The 19,205-nt window shown below is 39.8% G+C and carries 14 protein-coding genes; 5 read left to right on the top strand and 9 right to left on the bottom strand.

The window, feature by feature from the left end; all coding sequences use genetic code 11:
* From BMY50_RS22415 to BMY50_RS22390, 6 genes are all read right to left on the bottom strand, one after another.
* Nucleotides 1-680 (bottom strand): cytochrome c biogenesis protein CcdA (locus BMY50_RS22415; protein ID WP_317040860.1); only part of this gene is annotated, 680 nt, incomplete at its 3' end.
* A gap of 25 nt (nt 681-705) precedes the next feature.
* Entirely contained in the window at nt 706-1,785 is a 1,080-nt protein-coding gene (locus tag BMY50_RS22410) for a PLP-dependent cysteine synthase family protein (RefSeq protein ID WP_093329348.1), read from the bottom strand.
* Nucleotides 1,786-2,150: 365 nt separating this feature from the next.
* Nucleotides 2,151-3,239, bottom strand: a complete 1,089-nt coding sequence (locus tag BMY50_RS22405; RefSeq protein ID WP_093329346.1) for a phytase — start codon at nt 3,237-3,239, stop codon at nt 2,151-2,153.
* A 215-nt stretch (nt 3,240-3,454) separates the two neighbouring features.
* Nucleotides 3,455-5,092: a tetratricopeptide repeat protein gene (locus tag BMY50_RS22400; protein WP_093329344.1), complete on the bottom strand. Its 1,638-nt coding sequence runs from the start codon at nt 5,090-5,092 to the stop codon at nt 3,455-3,457.
* 150 nt (nt 5,093-5,242) lie between these two features.
* On the bottom strand, nt 5,243-8,071 hold the full coding sequence (locus BMY50_RS22395) for a TonB-dependent receptor (RefSeq protein WP_093329342.1): 2,829 nt from the start codon (nt 8,069-8,071) through the stop codon (nt 5,243-5,245).
* A gap of 436 nt (nt 8,072-8,507) precedes the next feature.
* The gene (locus BMY50_RS22390; RefSeq protein WP_093329340.1) at nt 8,508-9,389 is read right to left on the bottom strand and encodes a hypothetical protein; all 882 of its coding nucleotides are present in this window, start codon (nt 9,387-9,389) and stop codon (nt 8,508-8,510) included.
* A gap of 70 nt (nt 9,390-9,459) precedes the next feature.
* On the opposite strand from BMY50_RS22390, the gene BMY50_RS22385 reads away from it, so the two are divergent.
* Nucleotides 9,460-10,791, top strand: a complete 1,332-nt coding sequence (locus tag BMY50_RS22385; RefSeq protein WP_093329338.1) for an MBL fold metallo-hydrolase — start codon at nt 9,460-9,462, stop codon at nt 10,789-10,791.
* Nucleotides 10,792-10,830: 39 nt separating this feature from the next.
* On the top strand, nt 10,831-11,508 hold the full coding sequence (mnmD, locus tag BMY50_RS22380; protein ID WP_093329336.1) for a tRNA (5-methylaminomethyl-2-thiouridine)(34)-methyltransferase MnmD: 678 nt from the start codon (nt 10,831-10,833) through the stop codon (nt 11,506-11,508).
* A gap of 115 nt (nt 11,509-11,623) precedes the next feature.
* On the opposite strand, the gene BMY50_RS22375 is transcribed toward mnmD, so the two are convergent.
* From BMY50_RS22375 to proS, 3 genes are read right to left on the bottom strand one after another with little or no spacing between them, the layout of a single operon-like run.
* Nucleotides 11,624-12,484 (bottom strand): TIGR02757 family protein, encoded by an 861-nt coding sequence (locus BMY50_RS22375; protein ID WP_093329334.1) that lies wholly within the window; start codon nt 12,482-12,484, stop codon nt 11,624-11,626.
* Between the two features lie 52 nt (nt 12,485-12,536).
* Nucleotides 12,537-13,718: a cystathionine gamma-synthase gene (locus BMY50_RS22370; RefSeq protein WP_262496944.1), complete on the bottom strand. Its 1,182-nt coding sequence runs from the start codon at nt 13,716-13,718 to the stop codon at nt 12,537-12,539.
* 39 nt (nt 13,719-13,757) lie between these two features.
* Complete coding sequence (gene proS, locus BMY50_RS22365) at nt 13,758-15,230, bottom strand: proline--tRNA ligase (protein ID WP_093329328.1); 1,473 nt, start codon at nt 15,228-15,230, stop codon at nt 13,758-13,760.
* A 223-nt stretch (nt 15,231-15,453) separates the two neighbouring features.
* Between proS and BMY50_RS28205 the strand changes: the two genes are divergently transcribed.
* The 3 genes from BMY50_RS28205 to BMY50_RS22345 all read left to right on the top strand — a co-directional run bounded on the left by BMY50_RS28205 (nt 15,454) and on the right by BMY50_RS22345 (nt 19,152).
* Nucleotides 15,454-16,686, top strand: coding sequence for a hypothetical protein (locus BMY50_RS28205; protein ID WP_162276652.1), 1,233 nt, complete (start codon nt 15,454-15,456; stop codon nt 16,684-16,686).
* Between the two features lie 142 nt (nt 16,687-16,828).
* A complete protein-coding gene (locus tag BMY50_RS22350; protein WP_093329322.1) occupies nt 16,829-18,406 on the top strand; it encodes an OmpP1/FadL family transporter in 1,578 nt (525 codons plus the stop codon).
* Between the two features lie 281 nt (nt 18,407-18,687).
* Nucleotides 18,688-19,152, top strand: a complete 465-nt coding sequence (locus BMY50_RS22345; RefSeq protein ID WP_093329319.1) for an SRPBCC domain-containing protein — start codon at nt 18,688-18,690, stop codon at nt 19,150-19,152.
* The last annotated feature ends 53 nt before the right edge of the window (nt 19,153-19,205 follow it).

Below are 19,205 nucleotides of genomic sequence, written 5' to 3'. Positions count from 1 at the left end.
ACCAGCAGGGTCCCTATCAGCGGACCTGTACAGGAGAAAGACACCAGGGCAAGGCTGAAAGCCATAAAAAAGATCCCTATGAGCCCTCCCTGATCAGATTTGGCGTCGATCTTATTGACAAATGAACTGGGCAGGGTGATCTCAAAGGCTCCCAGAAAGGAGGCTCCAAAGGCTACCAGTAATAAAAAGAACAGGAAGTTGAAGATACCATTGGTAGAGAGGGCATTGAGCGCATCTGAGCCGAAGAAGATGGTGACCAGCATGCCCAGGGCGACGTAAATGATAATAATGGATAAACCATAGATGGTTGCCTGTCCAATGGCCCTGGCCCGTGTACCGGCCCTTTTGGTGAAAAAACTGACCGTTAGGGGAAGCATCGGGAAAATGCAGGGCATCAGGATGGCTGCAAAACCGAAGAGCAGTCCGTTAATGAATATCTGCCAGAGGGAAATGTCTGTTTCGTCACCAGCTTTCACGGTACTTCCCTGCAGCGCCTGTGCCACCTTTTCTTGCTGATCCAGGACAGAAAGACTGTCGTTGCTGGTACTGGTATCTTCCGTTATTTCGGTGAACTCAATATCATCTGATGAAATGGTATCTACATTTTGAGCCAAGACAGGAGTAAACCAAAAAATCAGGGTGTATGTGATTATTTTAATAAAGGATAATGGCGTATTCATTTCGTGTGTTTTAATAAATATTTTTTTAATACGCTCCAAAAATAGGCTCCTTTAAACGGCAGATAGGGCTATATTCTGTAAAATCAGTTGCTATCGAAACATATTCCGCTTTCATCGGCTCTGTCTTCACCAAATCTGTACTCAGGTACTTTTTATTATCATCACATAATAAGGTAACAACTGTTGCGTCATTTCCCAGTTCTTCTTTAAGCTTTATTGCGCCGATTACATTTGCACCAGAGGAAATCCCTACCGCAAGCCCCAATTGGCCTGCTAACTTCTGCGCCATAAGAATCGCATCACCATCATTTGCTTTTACTATCTTGTCTAATTTATCTAACTGAACAATGGAGGGGATAAATTCATCTGATATTCCCTGGATACGATGTGTTCCTACTTTATACCCAGTTGAGAGTGTAGGGCTTTCAGCAGGTTCTAAAGGATGGATACGTACCTGTGGGTATTGTTGCCGTAAATAGGCCCCGACTCCCATGACGGTACCTCCAGTACCTACACCGGCAACAAAAGCATCTGGTTTTATTCCTATACTTCTTAATTGTTCACTAATTTCTTTCCCGGTTGTACGCTCGTGTGCTTCCGAATTAAACTGGTTCTCAAATTGCCGTGGCAAAAAAACACCTCCTCGAGAGGCCATTTCTTCACTCATTTTAATACTTCCCAAGAAACCTCCCTCTTCTTTACTCACTAAGATAATTTCCGCTCCCATGCTTTTGATGATATCAATCCGTTCGCGACTTAACCAGTTTGGCATAATTATCTTTACCCGATGACCTAGGGCCTTTCCGATTGCAGAAAATGCAATTCCGGTATTTCCGCTTGTGGCCTCCACTATGGTGTCATGTGGTTTTATTTGACATTTTAAATAGGCTTGATACATAATGTAAAGCGCCATTCGGTCTTTGATGCTTCCTGTGAGATTATAATGTTCACATTTAACATATATCTTGTTTTTCCGACCTTTATAAGAATAGTGCAATGCTAACATGGGGGTATTTCCTATTAAATGCCATAAATGTTTGAACCTGCTATCTAATTCAGGGGAAAGACAGGCACTTAATACTTCTTCTTTGGAGATAAAGTTCATCGCTATAATTTTATTGGTTGATTTAAAACCGTCACTAAGTCGACAAAGAAGATAATCTGCAAGAAAATTCTAGATAGACTTAGTAGACAAAGGGTTATTTTTTTTAGCAAAAATCCAAAAAGAAAAAATAAAGCTTAGCATCTGGGTAATTCTTCAGCTTTACAAGGTACAAAGATATTATATTTTAATTGGAAACAAAATAGCATAGACGGGTGTCTAAAAAGCTTACAGCTGTCATTTCGACTGGAGTGAAGCGCAATGGAGAAATCTGATAAAGAAGCAATTATTATAAAGATTTCTCGACTTCACTGCGTTTCGCTCGAAATGACGGCCTTTTAGACACCTTCTTATATACAATGCTATTCTTATTTCGACGCATCCACAATGCGTGCTTTAACTTTTCTCCAATCAAAAATGTGGAAGGTTCTGTTAGTGCTCATTGCCACAAAAGCGCCTTCTGGAAACGCTTCCCCTAAACCTCTCGCGGTGGCATCTGCACCATCTGTTTCCATGGCACTTACCGGGATTTCAGCTAAGAGTGGATACAAGTCACTATTTTCTTTTGTTCCATCTCTCGGATATACCATAAATGTATGAGAACCTTGATTGGAAACTAAGATATAGCCCGTACTATCGCCCGTTTTGTAAATGGCAATTCCCTCATGGTCTTTAGAGAAACCTTTCTGTGCAAACAAGGAAAGCTCTGAATTATTACGGCGGTCGGGATCGGCATAATATTTCCTTACACCAGTCTGTTCATCTGAGTAATAAATAAATCCAAGCTCATTATCAACGGCTATCGCTTCTATTTCTTTTTTACCACTATATTTCCCGAACTTACGTACGAAGGATCCCTTTACCCTCCCATTGCCACCATCTACCAGTTTATATTGCCACAAATAACCCTCAGCAGGACCGGATTTTCTACCTACGACGGCAAATATATCGTGATCTTGTGGCCTTGTATATAAAGCAATTCCCATAGGCGCTCGCTCTTCTTCTCCGACAAAGACTTCTATTCCGCCACCATCTATTGGAGATAGATCCGGTAAACTAAAAACCCGCAGCTTATTCGTTTCGCGTTCGGTGACAACGGCAATGTCAATAGCTTTCCCATTAAGCAGAAAGCCATATGCAATATCAACATTATTAGGGCGTTTGATTCCTCCCAGTTTTTTGACAATTTTCCCCTTTAAATCAAATACATATAAACCACCGTCACTATCTTTATCCGTGCCAATGATCAAACTCTTGCTTGCATCCGTTGGGTTGACCCAAATCGCTGGATCATCACTATCATATTTAACTGTCTCTGTTATAACATCCGCTCTAAGCGTATCAACTGTATCGTTCGAAGTCTCTTTAACAACTCGACTCGATTCTTGCCAACAAGCGGAAAAGAGCATTCCGCCAGTAAGGCATAAACCTAAAATGATCTTATTTCTATTGTTCATCGTCTCGTAAATTTACCGCAAAAATGCCGTTCAAAGCAATCTAACGCAAATTTTTAGCGTTACAATTAGTGAACAAAGGCATTTAAGTTATAAATAGTGGGTGATCAACGATGAGTGATAAGTGTTGAATGATGAATTTTTAGCGAAAAGCTTATAAGCTGACTAAAACGAACGACCAATAATAAGCGACGAAGGAAGTCTTGATACTATTTCTTCTAAATTGCTTGCAAAAAAGAAGTCAAGCTTTTTCCCTGTTCAAGACCTAATTTTTTGCGCAGGCGATACCTAGAAACGCGCAAGCTGTCGGCCGAGATACCCAAAAGGGCTGCAATATCAGGGGTGTTCATATTTAATTTTATTAAAGAAACAAGTCGTAAATCGGTAGCCGATAAATCTGGATTTATTTTTTGAAGCTGATAAAAAAAATCTTGGTTTATTTCTTCAAAAATTCTTCTAAAATCATCCCAATGTACCTCTTTATGAAAACTTTGGTTGATCTTATTCAATAGCTGTCTAAGTTCTCTCTTATAACTTCGGCTGTCATTCCTAATGATCTCTGAAAGGGCCTTTTTCATTTCTTCCAACAATTGATTTTTTTCTATCGCCTGCAGTGTATGCAAAGAAATCTCTCTCGCTTTATTCTCTACCTCTTTTTTTAACTGTTCTTCCTGAAGTTTCTTATTCCTCAATTCAACTTCCATTAATTGCTGCTTAGCCGACAGTAAAGCGCTTTCTTTTTCGCGTATATTCCGCTCATTAATAATTCGCTGCCGTTGATTTTTTATAAAGACAATGGACAATATTATGAGTAGCATCGCCACGATGGCAGACGCGGAATAAAGAATGGTGGCTGTCCTTTTTTGACGTGCCATATCTGCTATTTGGGCATCCTTTTGATTAATATCATATAAAACATTCAAGAGTGCTGCTTGATTCTTACTATCTTCATTATATATATTTATATATAGCTGCCTGCTCAACTCTAAATAGTAAAAGGTACTGTCCGTTTTATTTAGAAAATTGTATGTCTTTCCAAGATCCCTGTAAGCACTGCTCAATCTACTATAAGCTTTCGTTTCATTGGAGAGTTGTAAAGCCTTCCTGGTATAAACGAGCGCCTCCTGATACCTACCTGTTTTACGTAAAACATCTCCCACATTATTATAAGCATCAATTAACATAGGGACATTACCATTTACCTTAAATCTATCTAACGCTTTGCTAAAATGTAGATAAGCTACATCATATTGTTCCTTATCTTCATAGATACTTCCCAGATTTTCATGTATGAGTGCTATTCCATCAAGATCTTTTATAAGTTCTAAGGCTTTCATTGCTTTTGTTTGAAAGAAAAAAGCACTATCATAATCACTCCTTTTTTCATATAAATGTCCTAAGTTACCATACGTATAGGCAAGGCCTTTTTGGTCATTATTGTTTGTATAAATCTTTATTGCCTCCTGATACGACTGTTTTGCCTCTTTGCCCTGATTATTCAATAGCAACAACAAGCCTAAATCGTTTAGGTTATTAGCCCGCATGCTATTTTGACCAAGGACTTTTAACAGTTCCTCTGCCTGTAGATGATAATTTAGAGATTGGGCTACCAAACCCATACCGTAACAGAGTTGACCCATATGTTGCAACGATAAAGCCTGCTTCTTTATATCACCCTGCATAAGGGCCTCTTTATAGGCTGTATTTTCAACCACAAACAATGAGTCAGCTGGCCGAACTGCAAAGCGTTCCAAACGCTGCCGCACGTCCTGTAAGGAAGTATTAAATTGCGCGGTTGTCGTCCCCAAACAAATGAAATACAGAAGAAAACAAGCAATAAAAAACCGAGGTATCATAGTAATCACAAATTTATAAAGACAAGGTTAAGTTATTGTTAAACATTCAACATCCTAACATTGCTATAAAAAACAACAAGCAGACGAGAAAATCTCGTCTGCTTGTTGGAATAAGAACACCAATGATGCGCCTAAAAACCCTACGGTAATTTACAAATCAAATTTTATCCCTAAACTGTACCTAGGTTTATAAAACTCGTTCTGCATAGGTCGGTTACTCGCGCCTTGATAGTATCGCATGGATTGATTGGTGAGGTTATTAGCCTCCACAAATATTCTGTAATATTTACCAAATTTATAGGATGCATTTGCATCCAAGAAAAATTGTTTATCATAATAAAAATCAAAGAAGGCATCTTCGCCAATTTCATCGATATAAGCCGCCGTATAATTGGCAGAAACACGTGCAGAGAAACGTTCATTTTCCCAAGATAGGGATCCATTGAACATATGTGGGGCCGTTTGAGGCAATGTGATGTCATTTCTTGGATTTCCATCTGCATCAGCAATTCCCCTTGCCTTCGATTTGGTATAAGTATAGTTGGCATATATGCCAAAACCTCTTAAGAACTTGCCCGGCAAAAAGTCGAGTTGCCTTTGAATGGCCACTTCAAAACCATACACATCTACGCTTTCACCATTCCTATCTTGCACAAAACGCCAACTTTCTCCCTCCGGAACCAAGTTCACGGCCCCTGGAAAGTCGTTTGCGAAATCACTTGATGTATAATTTCTATTACTGTATTTATATATAAAATTCTTTAAGTTTTTATAATAAAGACCTCCTGAGAGAATACCTACAGATGTAAAATATTTTTCTGCCATTAAATCAAAATTCCATGCATAGGTGGCTTTCAAAGCTGGATTACCAGCCGTTACCTGGCTATCATCCCCGTCGGCTACCGACTGCACATAGGGTGCTATCGAATAATAATTGGGTCGCGCTAAGGCAGTTGTGACAGCCGCCCGCAAAATCAGGTCCTCCTGTGGCACATACTTGAAACTGACACTCGGTAAAATGTTTGTATAATTATTCTTTTGGCTTCTTGTACCAGATAGATCTTCTTCATTTTCTATCACATTCCCGGTATAATTAATGTAGGTATGCTCTACCCTGGCGCCTAAAATCATGGAAAGCCGACTGCTAAAATCTTGATCCCAACGGATATACTCAGCGATAATGCGTTCCTTTGCCTGGTAATTAACGGCTAGAAACTCGCTTGGATTTAACTCACTTGTAAACAGGGATGGGTCTGTTAAATTAAGATCTCCTAAAACACGTCTATCAGCAAATAAGCCTGGAGCATATTGATTGCCCGGCGCGAAACTACCTGTCCAGTTCAAGGTAGGCACCCCTCCTAAAGAGGCGTATTCATCTCCAACAGGCGTATATTCAGTAAATATATTATTACGCTTTTTATCTTTAATCCGTAGTCTACCACCAAAACGCAGGCGTCCTTTTTCACCATCAATTAAAGAAAAAGGTATACGAAAATTGAGCTTGCCTCCCCACTCACTTTCGCTTGTATAATCGTGGTTTTCACTGATCACATCCAACTCGCTCAATGCAGCATTCGGTCTGTTAAAGACTAAATCAATCGGCCTATCATTTGACGATGGGACTTGCTGTATTTCCAGCGCATCTTCATATTCGTAATTTATATAGCGTTCATTCGGCCTGTCTTCACTTGCTTTAGAATAACTAACGGCCCAATCCATATCCAAACTTGGCAAAAGTAGGTGGTTACCACCAATTGAATAGTTCTGCACCCGTTGATCTTCCAATCGTCTATTTTTATTTCGGCTATTATTAATTCCTCCTTTTGTTTCTCTTGAAATTTTATCCAGAATAAAACCACCTGCAATGCCCGCATCCTCATCTGCCAGTTCCATATCGGTACGTACACGGAACCGATTTTCTCTGTCATCTCTCCAATTGTACATGATATTAGCAAAAAAACTATGGTTATCGTTGGCCTTAAAATCAAATGCGCCAGCAATACTTCTTCTAATACGTTGTACATCATAATAACGAATATCTTCTCTTGCCAACCACGCGTTACCTTGATCGTCACGCTTCCATTCACCTTCTACACCTTCTGAGCCCAGATGGTTGTTATTATAAGAGCCACTGACAACCATACCAAATTTATTGTTAGCAAAACGATTTCCATACACGAAGGCTCCTGTATAGATAGGCGTTGTATGGAGTGGATTATAACCACCACCCAAGGTAGCTGATATGCGCTGTCCATTAGGCGATGCCCGGGTAATTAAATTCACGGAGCCACCAATCGCATCGGCATCCATGTCTGGCGTAAGCGTTTTATTTACTTCGATAGTAGAAATCATATCCGACGGGATCAAGTCCATCTGTACTCTCCGGTTATCCCCTTCGGCTGAAGGAATCCGATCGCCATTTAATGTCACCGAATTCAATTCGGGCGATAAGCCTCGCACAATAATATTTCTTGCCTCTCCCTGATCATTCTGCATGGTAATCCCCGGCACCCTGCGTAAAGCATCTCCTATGTTGGCATCTGGAAAGCGTCCTACCTGGTCTGAAGAAATAATATTGGTAATATTCGGTTTATTTTTTTGTTGATTAAGTGCTCGCGCTTGTCCTCTTAACCGATCACCCATGATCACTACCTCGTTCATTGTTACAGAACCATCTTCCAGTGATAGGTTTACAACTATATTATGTCCATCTTGAACGACAACAGGCTGTTTTTTAGTCTGATAACCCATATACACCACTTCGAGCTCATAAGTACCAACAGGTACATTTAAAAACTCATAATTACCTGTTTGATCTGAAATAGTATATCTATTTCCCACATTTAAACGAATGGTAGCTCCTGGCAGAGAGGCTTTACTGATTGCTTCCATGATCTTTCCTGAGATAACGCCATGCCCTTGTGCATATCCCAGTAAAGTGGCCATAATGAGTAAACTTGTTGTAAAAAATCTTTTCATTTTTTTTAATGGTTTAAGTGTTTTGCTTCCGCCGCATTTGCAGTGCAATTGTTGATGTCGCTAAATTGAAGAATGTATCATGTAAACGATCGAATGCAGACGTTACAAAAAATAAACCGCTCTCCAATTGACGTTAACCTAAGAGCAACAAAGCAATAAAAAACGGACATAAATACATAAAAATCAAACAGTTGCCAATTGACAAAACAACCATTAAGTTTATGTTTAATTAGCAATAAGGAGTTATTAATTTTAGGTTAATAAATAGTTAAGTTGGTTTACTGATTTTTAAGATGAAGGAATAAAGATCATCACAGGACGACCTCGACCAAATTCTATTGACTTTGTTAACGTTATCAGTCCGCGCATAGAACCATAATGAATAACAAAGTAGCAAAAACGAATAACTAATTACGAGCAACTAATAACGATTAATCTATTTCTTTTCCCTAGGGTAATAATAAATGTAGGAACTCAATCCAAATGGACGCTCACTCGTTGTGTAATAACCAGATCCGTCTCTCGCAAAGGTGATGGCTTCTCCTTGGGGTTCCGCATCATAGGGCTGCACAAGCCCTTCTCTTTTAAAAAGTTGGACAATTGACTCTTTTGGTTTTCGTTTCCAATAGTAGACATTTAATAGGTTTTTTATTAATACTTCTTTACCGTCAGCAGAAATAGCTGCACTGGTGATAAAGGTATAAGGAATGGATGTTTTTCTTTTTAGCACTAATGTGTCAATGCTATTATCGGGCAAAGTTGTTTCATAAACACCTGCCATGAGGTCGCGCTTACTTATGATATATAGCTTCTTATCTATTGGATCAAAAAACAACGATTCGGCATCACGTGGACCATCTTCATATCTGAGATTATACGTGGTGATGTCTTTGTGTCTAACCGTATCTATCGCATGGCCATTTGTATGAAGAGTGGGCTCTTCAAAAAGATGAATACGAATGGTAGTATGGTGTCCTAAATTATCGCCGATATCGCCTACCAATAAGTAGTTCTTCCCTCCTACTGTCATCGTAGCGATGTCTTCCCAATCGCGTGACTGAATTCCTTCTAGGTAATAGGTAGCTCGTAATTTAGCAACGCTATCTAGCAGAAATACCCTCGCGTTATCTCCGCTATCGTTATGAGTCCAAAAATATCCTTTGTTGTTTATTCCACAGACTAAACCGGAAGCTTCGTCTATTTCACCTGCTGTGATTTCTCCGATACTTTGCCTGGAACCGAATACACGATCTGGCAATCTCACAGAGAAAACAGTTAATAAAAAAGAAAGGCCAATTATATTAATAAGTACTCTCATTATATTTATTTGACAATATACGTCTGCCTACCTTATCGGTTTTTTGTACCTTTGCCTATATTTTCAATTTATGCATATAGAGCAATTTTACGATACCGGATTAGCACATGCCTCATACGCTATTTTAAGTAACAACGAAGTTGTATTCATCGATCCAGCCAGAAATCCAAGTCCGTACCTCGCCTTTGCAAGAGAAAATCATGCCAAGATTCTTGGTGTAATTGAAACACATCCACATGCTGATTTTGTAAGTTCGCATCTGGAGATCCATAAAAAAACTGGTGCACCCATCTATGCCAGTAGGCTTGTTGGAGCAGCATACCCACACCACACTTTTGATGATGGTGATGTACTCTCATTTGGAAACATTTCGTTAAAAGCGATTAATACTCCCGGCCATTCCCCTGATAGTATTTGTGTTTTGGTATTGGATGAAGAAGGACAGGAAAACGCACTTTTTACGGGCGACACACTTTTTGTAGGCGACGTAGGTAGGCCTGATTTAAGAGAAAATGCAGGAAGTTTACAGGCCAAGGCGGAAGCCTTAGCAAAGTCTATGTATCATTCCTTAAGAAATAAAATAGCTATTTTACCTAAAAATGTGATAGTATATCCGGCACATGGACCGGGCTCGTTGTGTGGAAAAAATATGGGTCAGGACTTGCACAGTACCATCGGGCGTGAGTTGGAGGAAAACCATGCCTTACAGGAGATGGATGAAGAACGCTTTGTTAAACTACTTACGACAGATCAGCCTTTTGTCCCTAAATATTTTAATTATGATGTAGCGCTTAATCGTGTAGGAGCCGAAAATTTTGACACTGGCATGGCACATATCATACGTTTGGAAGAAGCAGAAATCGTCGAAATGGATATATTACAAATCGATGTTCGTTCGGCAGAGAAATATAGATTGGGCCATTTCCCACAAGCAATAAATATTCCGAATGGCAATAAATTTGAAACCTGGCTAGGAAGTATCGTCTCGCCAGGTGAATCTTTCTATTTGATTTGTGATGAGGATGAGCAGGCAAAGGCAGTAATGGAAAAACTTGCAAAAATAGGGTATGAAACCCAGTGCAAAGGGTACTTAATTGCTTCTAGCGGGAACAAACTATCAGACGTATTCGACTTAACATCATTTAAAGAAAACCCGAACCAATTTATCATCATCGACATAAGAAACGAAGGAGAAGTAAAAGAGGGAAAATTATTTAAAGAGTCGATTAATATCCCTTTACCACGTCTGCGAGAATCTGTTCATTTAATACCCGATGAAAAACCTATCGTAGTGCATTGTGCTGGGGGCTATCGTTCTGCCATCGGATCAAGCATTATAGCGCATTCAGTGAAGGTGCCGGTGTATGATCTGAGCACAGCTGTAAATGAATTTATTAAATAACCCCAACTATTCAACGTCTCAACAACTTAACGTAAAACAATGGATTTTGTAATTACCGACGATGGCTCCAAGACAATTTTTAATCCGATCGTAGGGGAACATTATCATTCTACACGCGGGGCCGTTCAAGAGAGTAAACACGTATTTTTAGCAGCTGGCCTGCAATATTTTCTATCAAAAGAACACGCTGCTATAACAGCACCTATATCTATATTAGAGATTGGCTTTGGAACGGGTTTAAATTTCCTCTTAACAGCAAACTATTGTTTGGAAAGCCAATTAATGCTAAAATACACAGGCGTAGAGGCTTACCCATTACCTGCAAATACAATTACCGAATCAGGCTATGGAAAAGAAGTTGATGCGATGATATGGGAGTCATTTTGCAATCTTTACAATCAATCTTTTAAACAACCTCAGCTACTTACAGACAATATATCATTCGAAGTTGCAAATCAGCTCGCGTTGGACTTCAATACTACAAACGTTTACGATGTGCTTTATTTTGATGCTTTTGCAGCTGCACGTCAACCAGAAATGTGGAATAGCCAAACGCTCAGTCATGTTTGCGGTTTTTTGAAACCTGGGGGTGTCTTTGTGACCTATGCTATTACCGGGAACTTAAAAAGAATCATGAAATCTTTAGGTTTTTCCATTGAGAAAGTGCAAGGAGCACCAGGGAAAAGAGAGATGTTACGGGCTATTAAACGATATTAGTTGAATTGTTAAGTCGTTGAGTTGTTTGTTATTGAATCGTTTTAAAATGACTTCCCGCTATACATTATCACTATTGAACTATTCCCCTACTAAACTACTTCAACTATTCAACAAGCTAAAGCTCCCCTTCCACTCCCAATCCAAATAGCGCAAAATCATATTTCACAGGATCTTCCGGATCCAGTGATCGAAGATTTTCTGTAAGTTCAACTGCTGTTTGCCAATCTGTTTGTTTACGGGATATCAGCTTAAAATAGCGGGCAACACGCTCGACATGAACATCACATGGGCATATAAGAGCGTTCATAGGAATTTCTTTCCAAAGGCCAAAATCAACTCCCTGGTGATCGCTTCGTACCATCCATCGTAAGAACATATTTAATCGTTTACAAGTAGATTTTTGAAGTGGGGAACTAATGTGCTTTCTTGTTCGTGATGGATAATCAGGCAAACTAAAAAAATAAGAACGAAAATTATTAAGGGACGACTCTATACTGAAGGGTTTAACGATCATTTCCTGTTGATAACAAACCTCCCCACTTAATTCTATTCTCTCGCTCTCCCCTTCCTCTTCTACAAAATATTCTTCTCTAAAGACCGACCTCCGTGTTTTACGAACAAAGGCTTGTTCCAACGAATCAAATTGTTTATAATGATTTTTAAAGAAACTTATAAAATAAAGCAAATCTGTATCATTAAAGGTACGATGTTTAAATCCAAGAAGGTTTTTCAGTTCTTTTTCCTGATGGTTTACGACAAAGTCATAGGGCGCTCCGCTCATCCTATCAATCAATTCATTGCATTTATTAATGATCGTTTTCCTTTGTCCCCATGCTAGTATAGCGGCAAAGAAACCAATAATCTCAATATCCTGCTTACGTGAAAATTGATGTGGAATACAAATAGGATCATTTACAATAAAACCAGGTTGATTATATTGTTCAACTTTTCGGTCGAGGAAATCTTTTAAATCCATATTGTTAATTGGTTAAGTCGTTGAATAGGGAAATAGTTAACCCTTTAACTACTCAACTATTCAATGCCTGCTCCAAATCTTTCAAAAGATCTTCAATATCTTCTACACCCACACTAATACGGATTAAGTTATCAACTACTCCAACTTTTTCTCGTACCTCTTTAGGTATCGAACCATGTGTCATGGTAGCTGGATGATTTATTAAAGATTCTACACCCCCTAAAGATTCTGCGAGTGTAAAAACCTGAAAAGAGGATGCTACTTTAAAGGTATCTTCCAATGAAGCATTTTTTAACACAATAGAAATCATTCCACCAAAGTCGCGCATCTGTTTTCTGGCAATAGCATGATTCGGATGATCTTCAAATCCAGGCCAATAAATTTTTTCTATACGTGGATGGCTTTTTAAGTAAGTAGCCACCTGTCGGCCATTTTCACAATGGGCCTTCATTCTTAAATGCAGTGTTTTGATGCCTCGTAGCGCTAGGAAACTATCTTGAGGCCCTGGAGTTCCTCCACAGGCATTGTAATAGAAAAACAACTGTTTATAAAGGTCCTCATTATTTGTCACCAAAGCTCCCATCACTACATCACTATGTCCTGCTATATATTTTGTAACAGAATGCATCACAATATCCGCGCCCAGATCGATAGGATTCTGTAAGTAAGGGGAGGCAAAGGTATTATCCACCACATATAGAACACCGGCATTTTTTGCAATTGCTCCAACAGCAGCGATATCAATAATCTGCATGGTAGGATTAGTGGGCGTTTCGATCCAAATAAGCTTCGTCTTATCGGAAAGATATTGCTTTATATTTTCAGGGTTATTTAGATCTATAAAATGAAATTTAATTCCGTAGTTCTCAAATACCTTTGTAAAAATACGGTATGAGCCTCCATACAAATCGTTTCCTGTTATCACTTCATCGCCAGGGCGTAATAGCTTTAACACGGTATCAGTAGCTGCCATTCCACTCGAAAATGCCAAGCCGAATTGCGCGTTTTCCAACGATGCTATACAATCTTCGAGCGCTTTACGCGTAGGGTTTGTACCTCGGGAGTACTCGTACCCTTGATGGTCGCCAGGCGATTTTTGCCAGTAAGTGGATGTTTGATAAATAGGCGTCATCACCGCGCCTGTTGTAGGGTCCGGATGCTGCCCTGCGTGTATGGCTTTTGTTGCGAATTTCATCTCTTTTCTAGTTGTGAGCTGTGAGTTGTAAGTTACCAGTAGATATACGCACAACTGGTAACTGGCAACCGACAAAAATTAATAAGCTTTAGCAAATAATACCCGTTGTTTAGAGGGTTTTCCTGTAAATATACACGTACCATCTTCTAATTTATTGTTGAGTGGAATGCAACGGATAGTTGCTTTGGTTTCTTCTTTCACTCGCTTTTCCGTTTCTACGGTACCGTCCCAGTGAGCCGAAATAAAACCACCCTCACCTGCTAAGACTTCCTTGAACTCTTCATAAGAATTAACTTCAATAATTCGCTCATTTTTATAAGCTAATGCCTTTTCAAAAATACTTTGCTGAATATCTGCCAAAAGATTTTCAATTCGGTCAGCTAAACCTTCACTCGAAACGGTCTCTTTTGTTTGGGTATCTCGCCTAGCCAATTCCACCGTACCATTCTGTAAGTCGCGGGCTCCAAGAGCTATCCTTACCGGTACGCCTTTTAATTCCCATTCGGCAAATTTAAATCCCGGGCGCTGTGTATCCCGATCGTCATATTTAACAGAGATCCCTTTCTGTTTTAACTCGGAGGTAAGCTTATCTACCAATTCTCCAATCTGTTTACTTTCCTCTTCTGTCTTATAAATCGGTACAATAACAACTTGTATCGGAGCCAATTTTGGCGGTAGAACCAAACCAGCATCGTCCGAATGCGCCATAATAAGTGCACCCATTAGGCGGGTAGATACTCCCCAAGATGTTGCCCATACATAATCTAATTTACCTTCCTTCGATGTAAATTTTACATCAAAAGCCTTTGCAAAATTCTGGCCGAGGAAATGGGAAGTACCTGCTTGGAGCGCTTTTCCATCTTGCATAAGCGCTTCAATACAGTAAGTATCTAGGGCACCAGCAAAACGTTCATTTTCAGTTTTCCGCCCTCTAACAACCGGTAGTGCCATCCATTTTTCGGCAAATGTAGCATATACGTCGAGCATCTGTTCCGTTTCCTTAATTGCTTCCTCCTCCGTGGCATGTGCTGTATGACCTTCTTGCCACAAGAATTCAGCTGTACGGAGAAATAAACGCGTCCGCATCTCCCAGCGCACTACGTTCGCCCATTGATTTACTAAAATAGGTAAATCACGATAGGATTGAATCCATCCTTTGTAGGTATTCCATATAATAGTTTCTGAGGTTGGACGTACAATAAGTTCTTCTTCTAATTTAGCATCCTCATCCACTACAATCTTTCCAGCTCCGTCATTTTTTAGACGGTAATGTGTCACAACGGCGCATTCGGTAGCAAAACCTTCTACATGAGAAGCTTCTTTTGAAAAAAATGACTTTGGAATGAAAAGAGGGAAATAGGCATTACTATGCCCCGTATCTTTAAACATTTGGTCTAAGGCAGCTTGCATTTTTTCCCATATAGCATAGCCATAGGGCTTAATAACCATACATCCACGCACGGCCGAATGCTCAGCCAAATCAGCCTTATTTACTAATTCATTATACCATTGTGAATAATCTTCTTTTCTACTGGTAATACCTTTACTCATTGTTGTATGTTTGGAATAATATTTGTATTTTGTAACTAGTGTAAATGTTAAAGTTTGTTAAAAATGTTAAAATCGCCTCAAAGTTACAGTGATTTTGCGAATGTAAGGATTATTAAATTATTTTTGTAGCAGATACATTTTTACAGCCGTTTACCTATTAAACCTTTTGGATTTAAGTATGTCTAAAAGATATAAAACCACAATTATAGTGAAAGGAAAAACAATGAAAAGTAAACCATCAATTATAAAAGGTGCTATGATAGTAGGAGCCCTATCGTTAGGTGCTTGCGCTACTCCTCAATATGCACAAAATACTTTTCAGGATGATGTTTATGGGGGCAAGAGTAAAGCGAGGGAAGTAGCCTATCGCAGTCCAGATTATTATGATGCATATGCAGCACCTGCAGATGGTTATGATGAATACGCTGATTCGGATACAACTGCTTATGCCGACCAATATGCTGATCAGAATGGAAATTATTACGAAGATGATTATGCTGATAGCTATGGAGACGCTTATACGGATGAATACAGTGATTCTGAATATGCGAACCGCATCAATAGATTTCAATATGCAACGCCTGGGATGACCTATTACGACCCATTTTTTGACCCATGGTACAGCTATGGTGGCGGCTGGGGCTGGGGCGGTGGCCTAGGTATTGGCTTTGGCTGGAGTAGCGGTTGGGGCTGGGGCGGAGGCTTCGGCTGGGGTGGCCGTTGGGGCAACCCTTACTATGCTGGTGGATGGGGAGGCTGGGGTTCTCCTTGGTGGGGTCCATACTCATACTACGGTGCTGGCTGGGGCTGGGGCGGTGGTTACTGGGGTGGCGGCTGGGGCTATCCTGGCTGGGGCTGGGGTGGTGGCTACGTTAGTCGCGCCACTTATGCTGCTCGTCCAGGTTATAGCAGTCGTTTAAATAGTCGTTCATCCATTACTAGATCAAGTGCTGGTGTAAATGGAAGATATGCTTCTAGAACGAGTAATACGCGTAATTCATATGGCACAAGGACAAACGGTAGAGTTTCCAGTACGAGAGGTGTGGGTTCTAGGTCAGGCATTTCAAGAAGCAATGGCGACATGAATAATAGAGCAAACGGTAGGTATGAAGGTCAATCAAGACCTGGTAATAGACCTTCGTCAATGCGCCCTGGAACATCTGGACGTCCAAGTGGCGGATATCGTCCGTCAACAGTGAGACCAAGCACCGGTGGAAGACCCGATTATAATAGGCCATCTGGCATGCAAAGACCATCTGGATCAATAAGCAGGCCAAGCAGTGGCTCAAGGCCAACATCAAGGCCTAGTGGAAGTTATTCACGACCAAGTACGCAGAGCTCTAGACCATCTTACACTCCTTCTCCAAGTCGTTCTTCAGGAGGCTTTAGTGGTGGCGGCATGAGTCGCGGTGGCGGCGGAGGCGGCGGTGCTCGCGGCGGACGCGGTGGCAGATAGATATTAAATCAAAAATAACCGACGGGTAATCAGATTTATTTTGAATCGGTCGGTTATTTTTTTGACCAATAAAAAATAATCGTTTAGCTAATACCTGTTTATCTTTATATATTATCTATTAAGTATTACCAATCTTATCAAAATGAATAGCAAAAAGATTACTCTATGGTGCCTTCTTTTAGGAGTCACCTATACATCCCAAGCTCAAAATATAGATGAAGGCCTTCTTTTTTCACAATATGAACAAGGTGCCACTGCCAGATTTAAAGCAATGGGAAATGCCCAAACAGCATTGGGTGGAGATTTAAGTTCGATATCAGGAAATCCTGCGGGCTTAGGCTTTTTTAACAATTCGGATATCGGCTTAACACTCGATTATTTTGGAGATCGTAATAAAGCAACCTATTTCGGAAGTCAAACAAATGCTAATTATGATCGCATTGGGCTAAATCAGCTTGGAATTGTATTTAACTTACCAAACATGAGAGCAAGAGGAAGCAATCTTGAAACAGGATGGCTTAACTTTAATGTGGGTATAGGTTATAACAAAACAAATAGTTTTTATTCTAAACTTAACTACCAAGGTAATAATACAGAGAGTAGTGTGGCCGACATGATGAGTATTGAAGCTTATGATGCCAATAGCGTTTTTGGTGACTTCGGGCTGCAATCAGGCTTGGTTGATTTTGCAGGTAGCGGTGCTAATACTACTTATTACCCTATGACCGTTCCTGATAATACGCAAAGGATATTCAACCAAACGAGAGGTTCCCAATCAGAAACGAACCTCTCATTTGGTGCTAATTATAGTAATAAGCTATATTTAGGTGCATCAGTTGGTATTTCTACTATGGATTACAGAACCAACCATGCTTATCAGGAAGATGGTTATTTAATAGACGCTGCCACACTTACGAATTACAGAAATCAGCTTGGTGTTGGAACGGAAGGTTCAAGATTTTTAGATCCAACACACCCTGAGTACCAGAATTATAATAAGTATTTAAATACTGACTATCAATATGATTACGAAAATTGGACTCACACCAGGGGAACAGGTGTAAATGTAAAATTGGGTGTAATTTATCGCCCAACTGATATTATTCGACTAGGTGTTTCTGCCACAACCCCTACTTGGTATAATATGAGCAGCGATTTCAGTGATTTCTTTGAAGTAAGAAACTATCAAGCAAACAGCTCAACTCCTGTGGGAGATCCATTAACATATCCAGAAGAACCGTTTACATACGATTATAACTTTCGCTCGCCTTATCGTTTAAATGGTGGTATAGCTGCTGTATTAAGTAAAGGATTAATTAGTGCAGATATCGAGTTCATAGATTATGCCAGCATGAAAATCACAACAGACGATAATGCGCTTGATATGCAATATGCTGATGATATTTCTGCAGCTTACCAAGGCGCAATAAATCTGAAAGTTGGAGCCGAATATATGATCACACCGCAATTTATGATTCGTGGTGGTTATAACCACTCTGGTAATCCCTATAAAAATTTAGATTACTCTGCTCAAACAATCTCTGGTGGTTTAGGATATAGGATCGGCAACTATTATATAGATGCTACTTATCAAAACTGGAGACAAAAGTATGATACTTTCCCTTACTCACTTCCAGCCGACTATGAGGTAAGTACACCCGTTGCTAACGTAACTAATACGCGTAATAACGTCTTTTTAACATTTGGCGCAAAATTCTAGTTGCAATAAAAAAAGCTGCGGTTGATGACTTATCAACCGCAGCTTTTTTTATTGTTCAAAGAAAAGTCAAGTCCTCATTTTATCCACCCATGGCGTACCTTTACCTAGGGTTCACCTATCCTTTTAGTACCCCTAGCCCTACCTAACACCCCTGTATTTTGTATCTCAAGGGTACCTCGAAGATGCTTATGACTTAAGAATATTAAAACCATCGCCTCGATTACTTGTTAAAATGTATTGTAGCGCATGGATAATCATTAAGTTAACAATCATTTACGGTTATGGCTGACATTAAAAAAAAGGTGATCGTAGACACGGATAGCGAGAAAACATTTAGGGTTTTCCTACAAGACCTAGGGAATTGGTGGCCTAAAGCGTACACATGGTCCCAAGACCAATTGGTAGCATTAAAGGTAAATCCAATTGTCAATGGATTTTTTACTGAAATTGGTCCTTATGGGTTTCAGAGTGATTGGGGAAGAATTACGAAAATAGATGATAACTCAATTACTTTTTATTGGCAAATAGGCCCCAGTAGGGCTCCTGAACCTAATCCCGAAAGAGCTAGTGAAGTAGAAATTTCATTTAACAACGAAAACGGATATACTAAAATTTTATTGGAACATAGAAATTTTTCAAAACATGGCACTGAAGGTGACACTTATGAGGAGATGATGGCGTCGTCTGAAGGATGGGATTATATTTTAGCTACTTTTGTAGAATATTTACTTACGAAGGCCCCTTAGTTGGCTTTAGGCTTGCCACAGACACTTAACTACTCAACTACTCCTCTACTTAA

This window comes from Olivibacter domesticus, from assembly GCF_900109575.1.
Taxonomy (GTDB): Bacteria; Bacteroidota; Bacteroidia; order Sphingobacteriales; family Sphingobacteriaceae; genus Olivibacter; species Olivibacter domesticus.
Note: the sequence above shows the minus strand (reverse complement) of the source record. Positions and strands in the feature narration are given on the sequence as shown.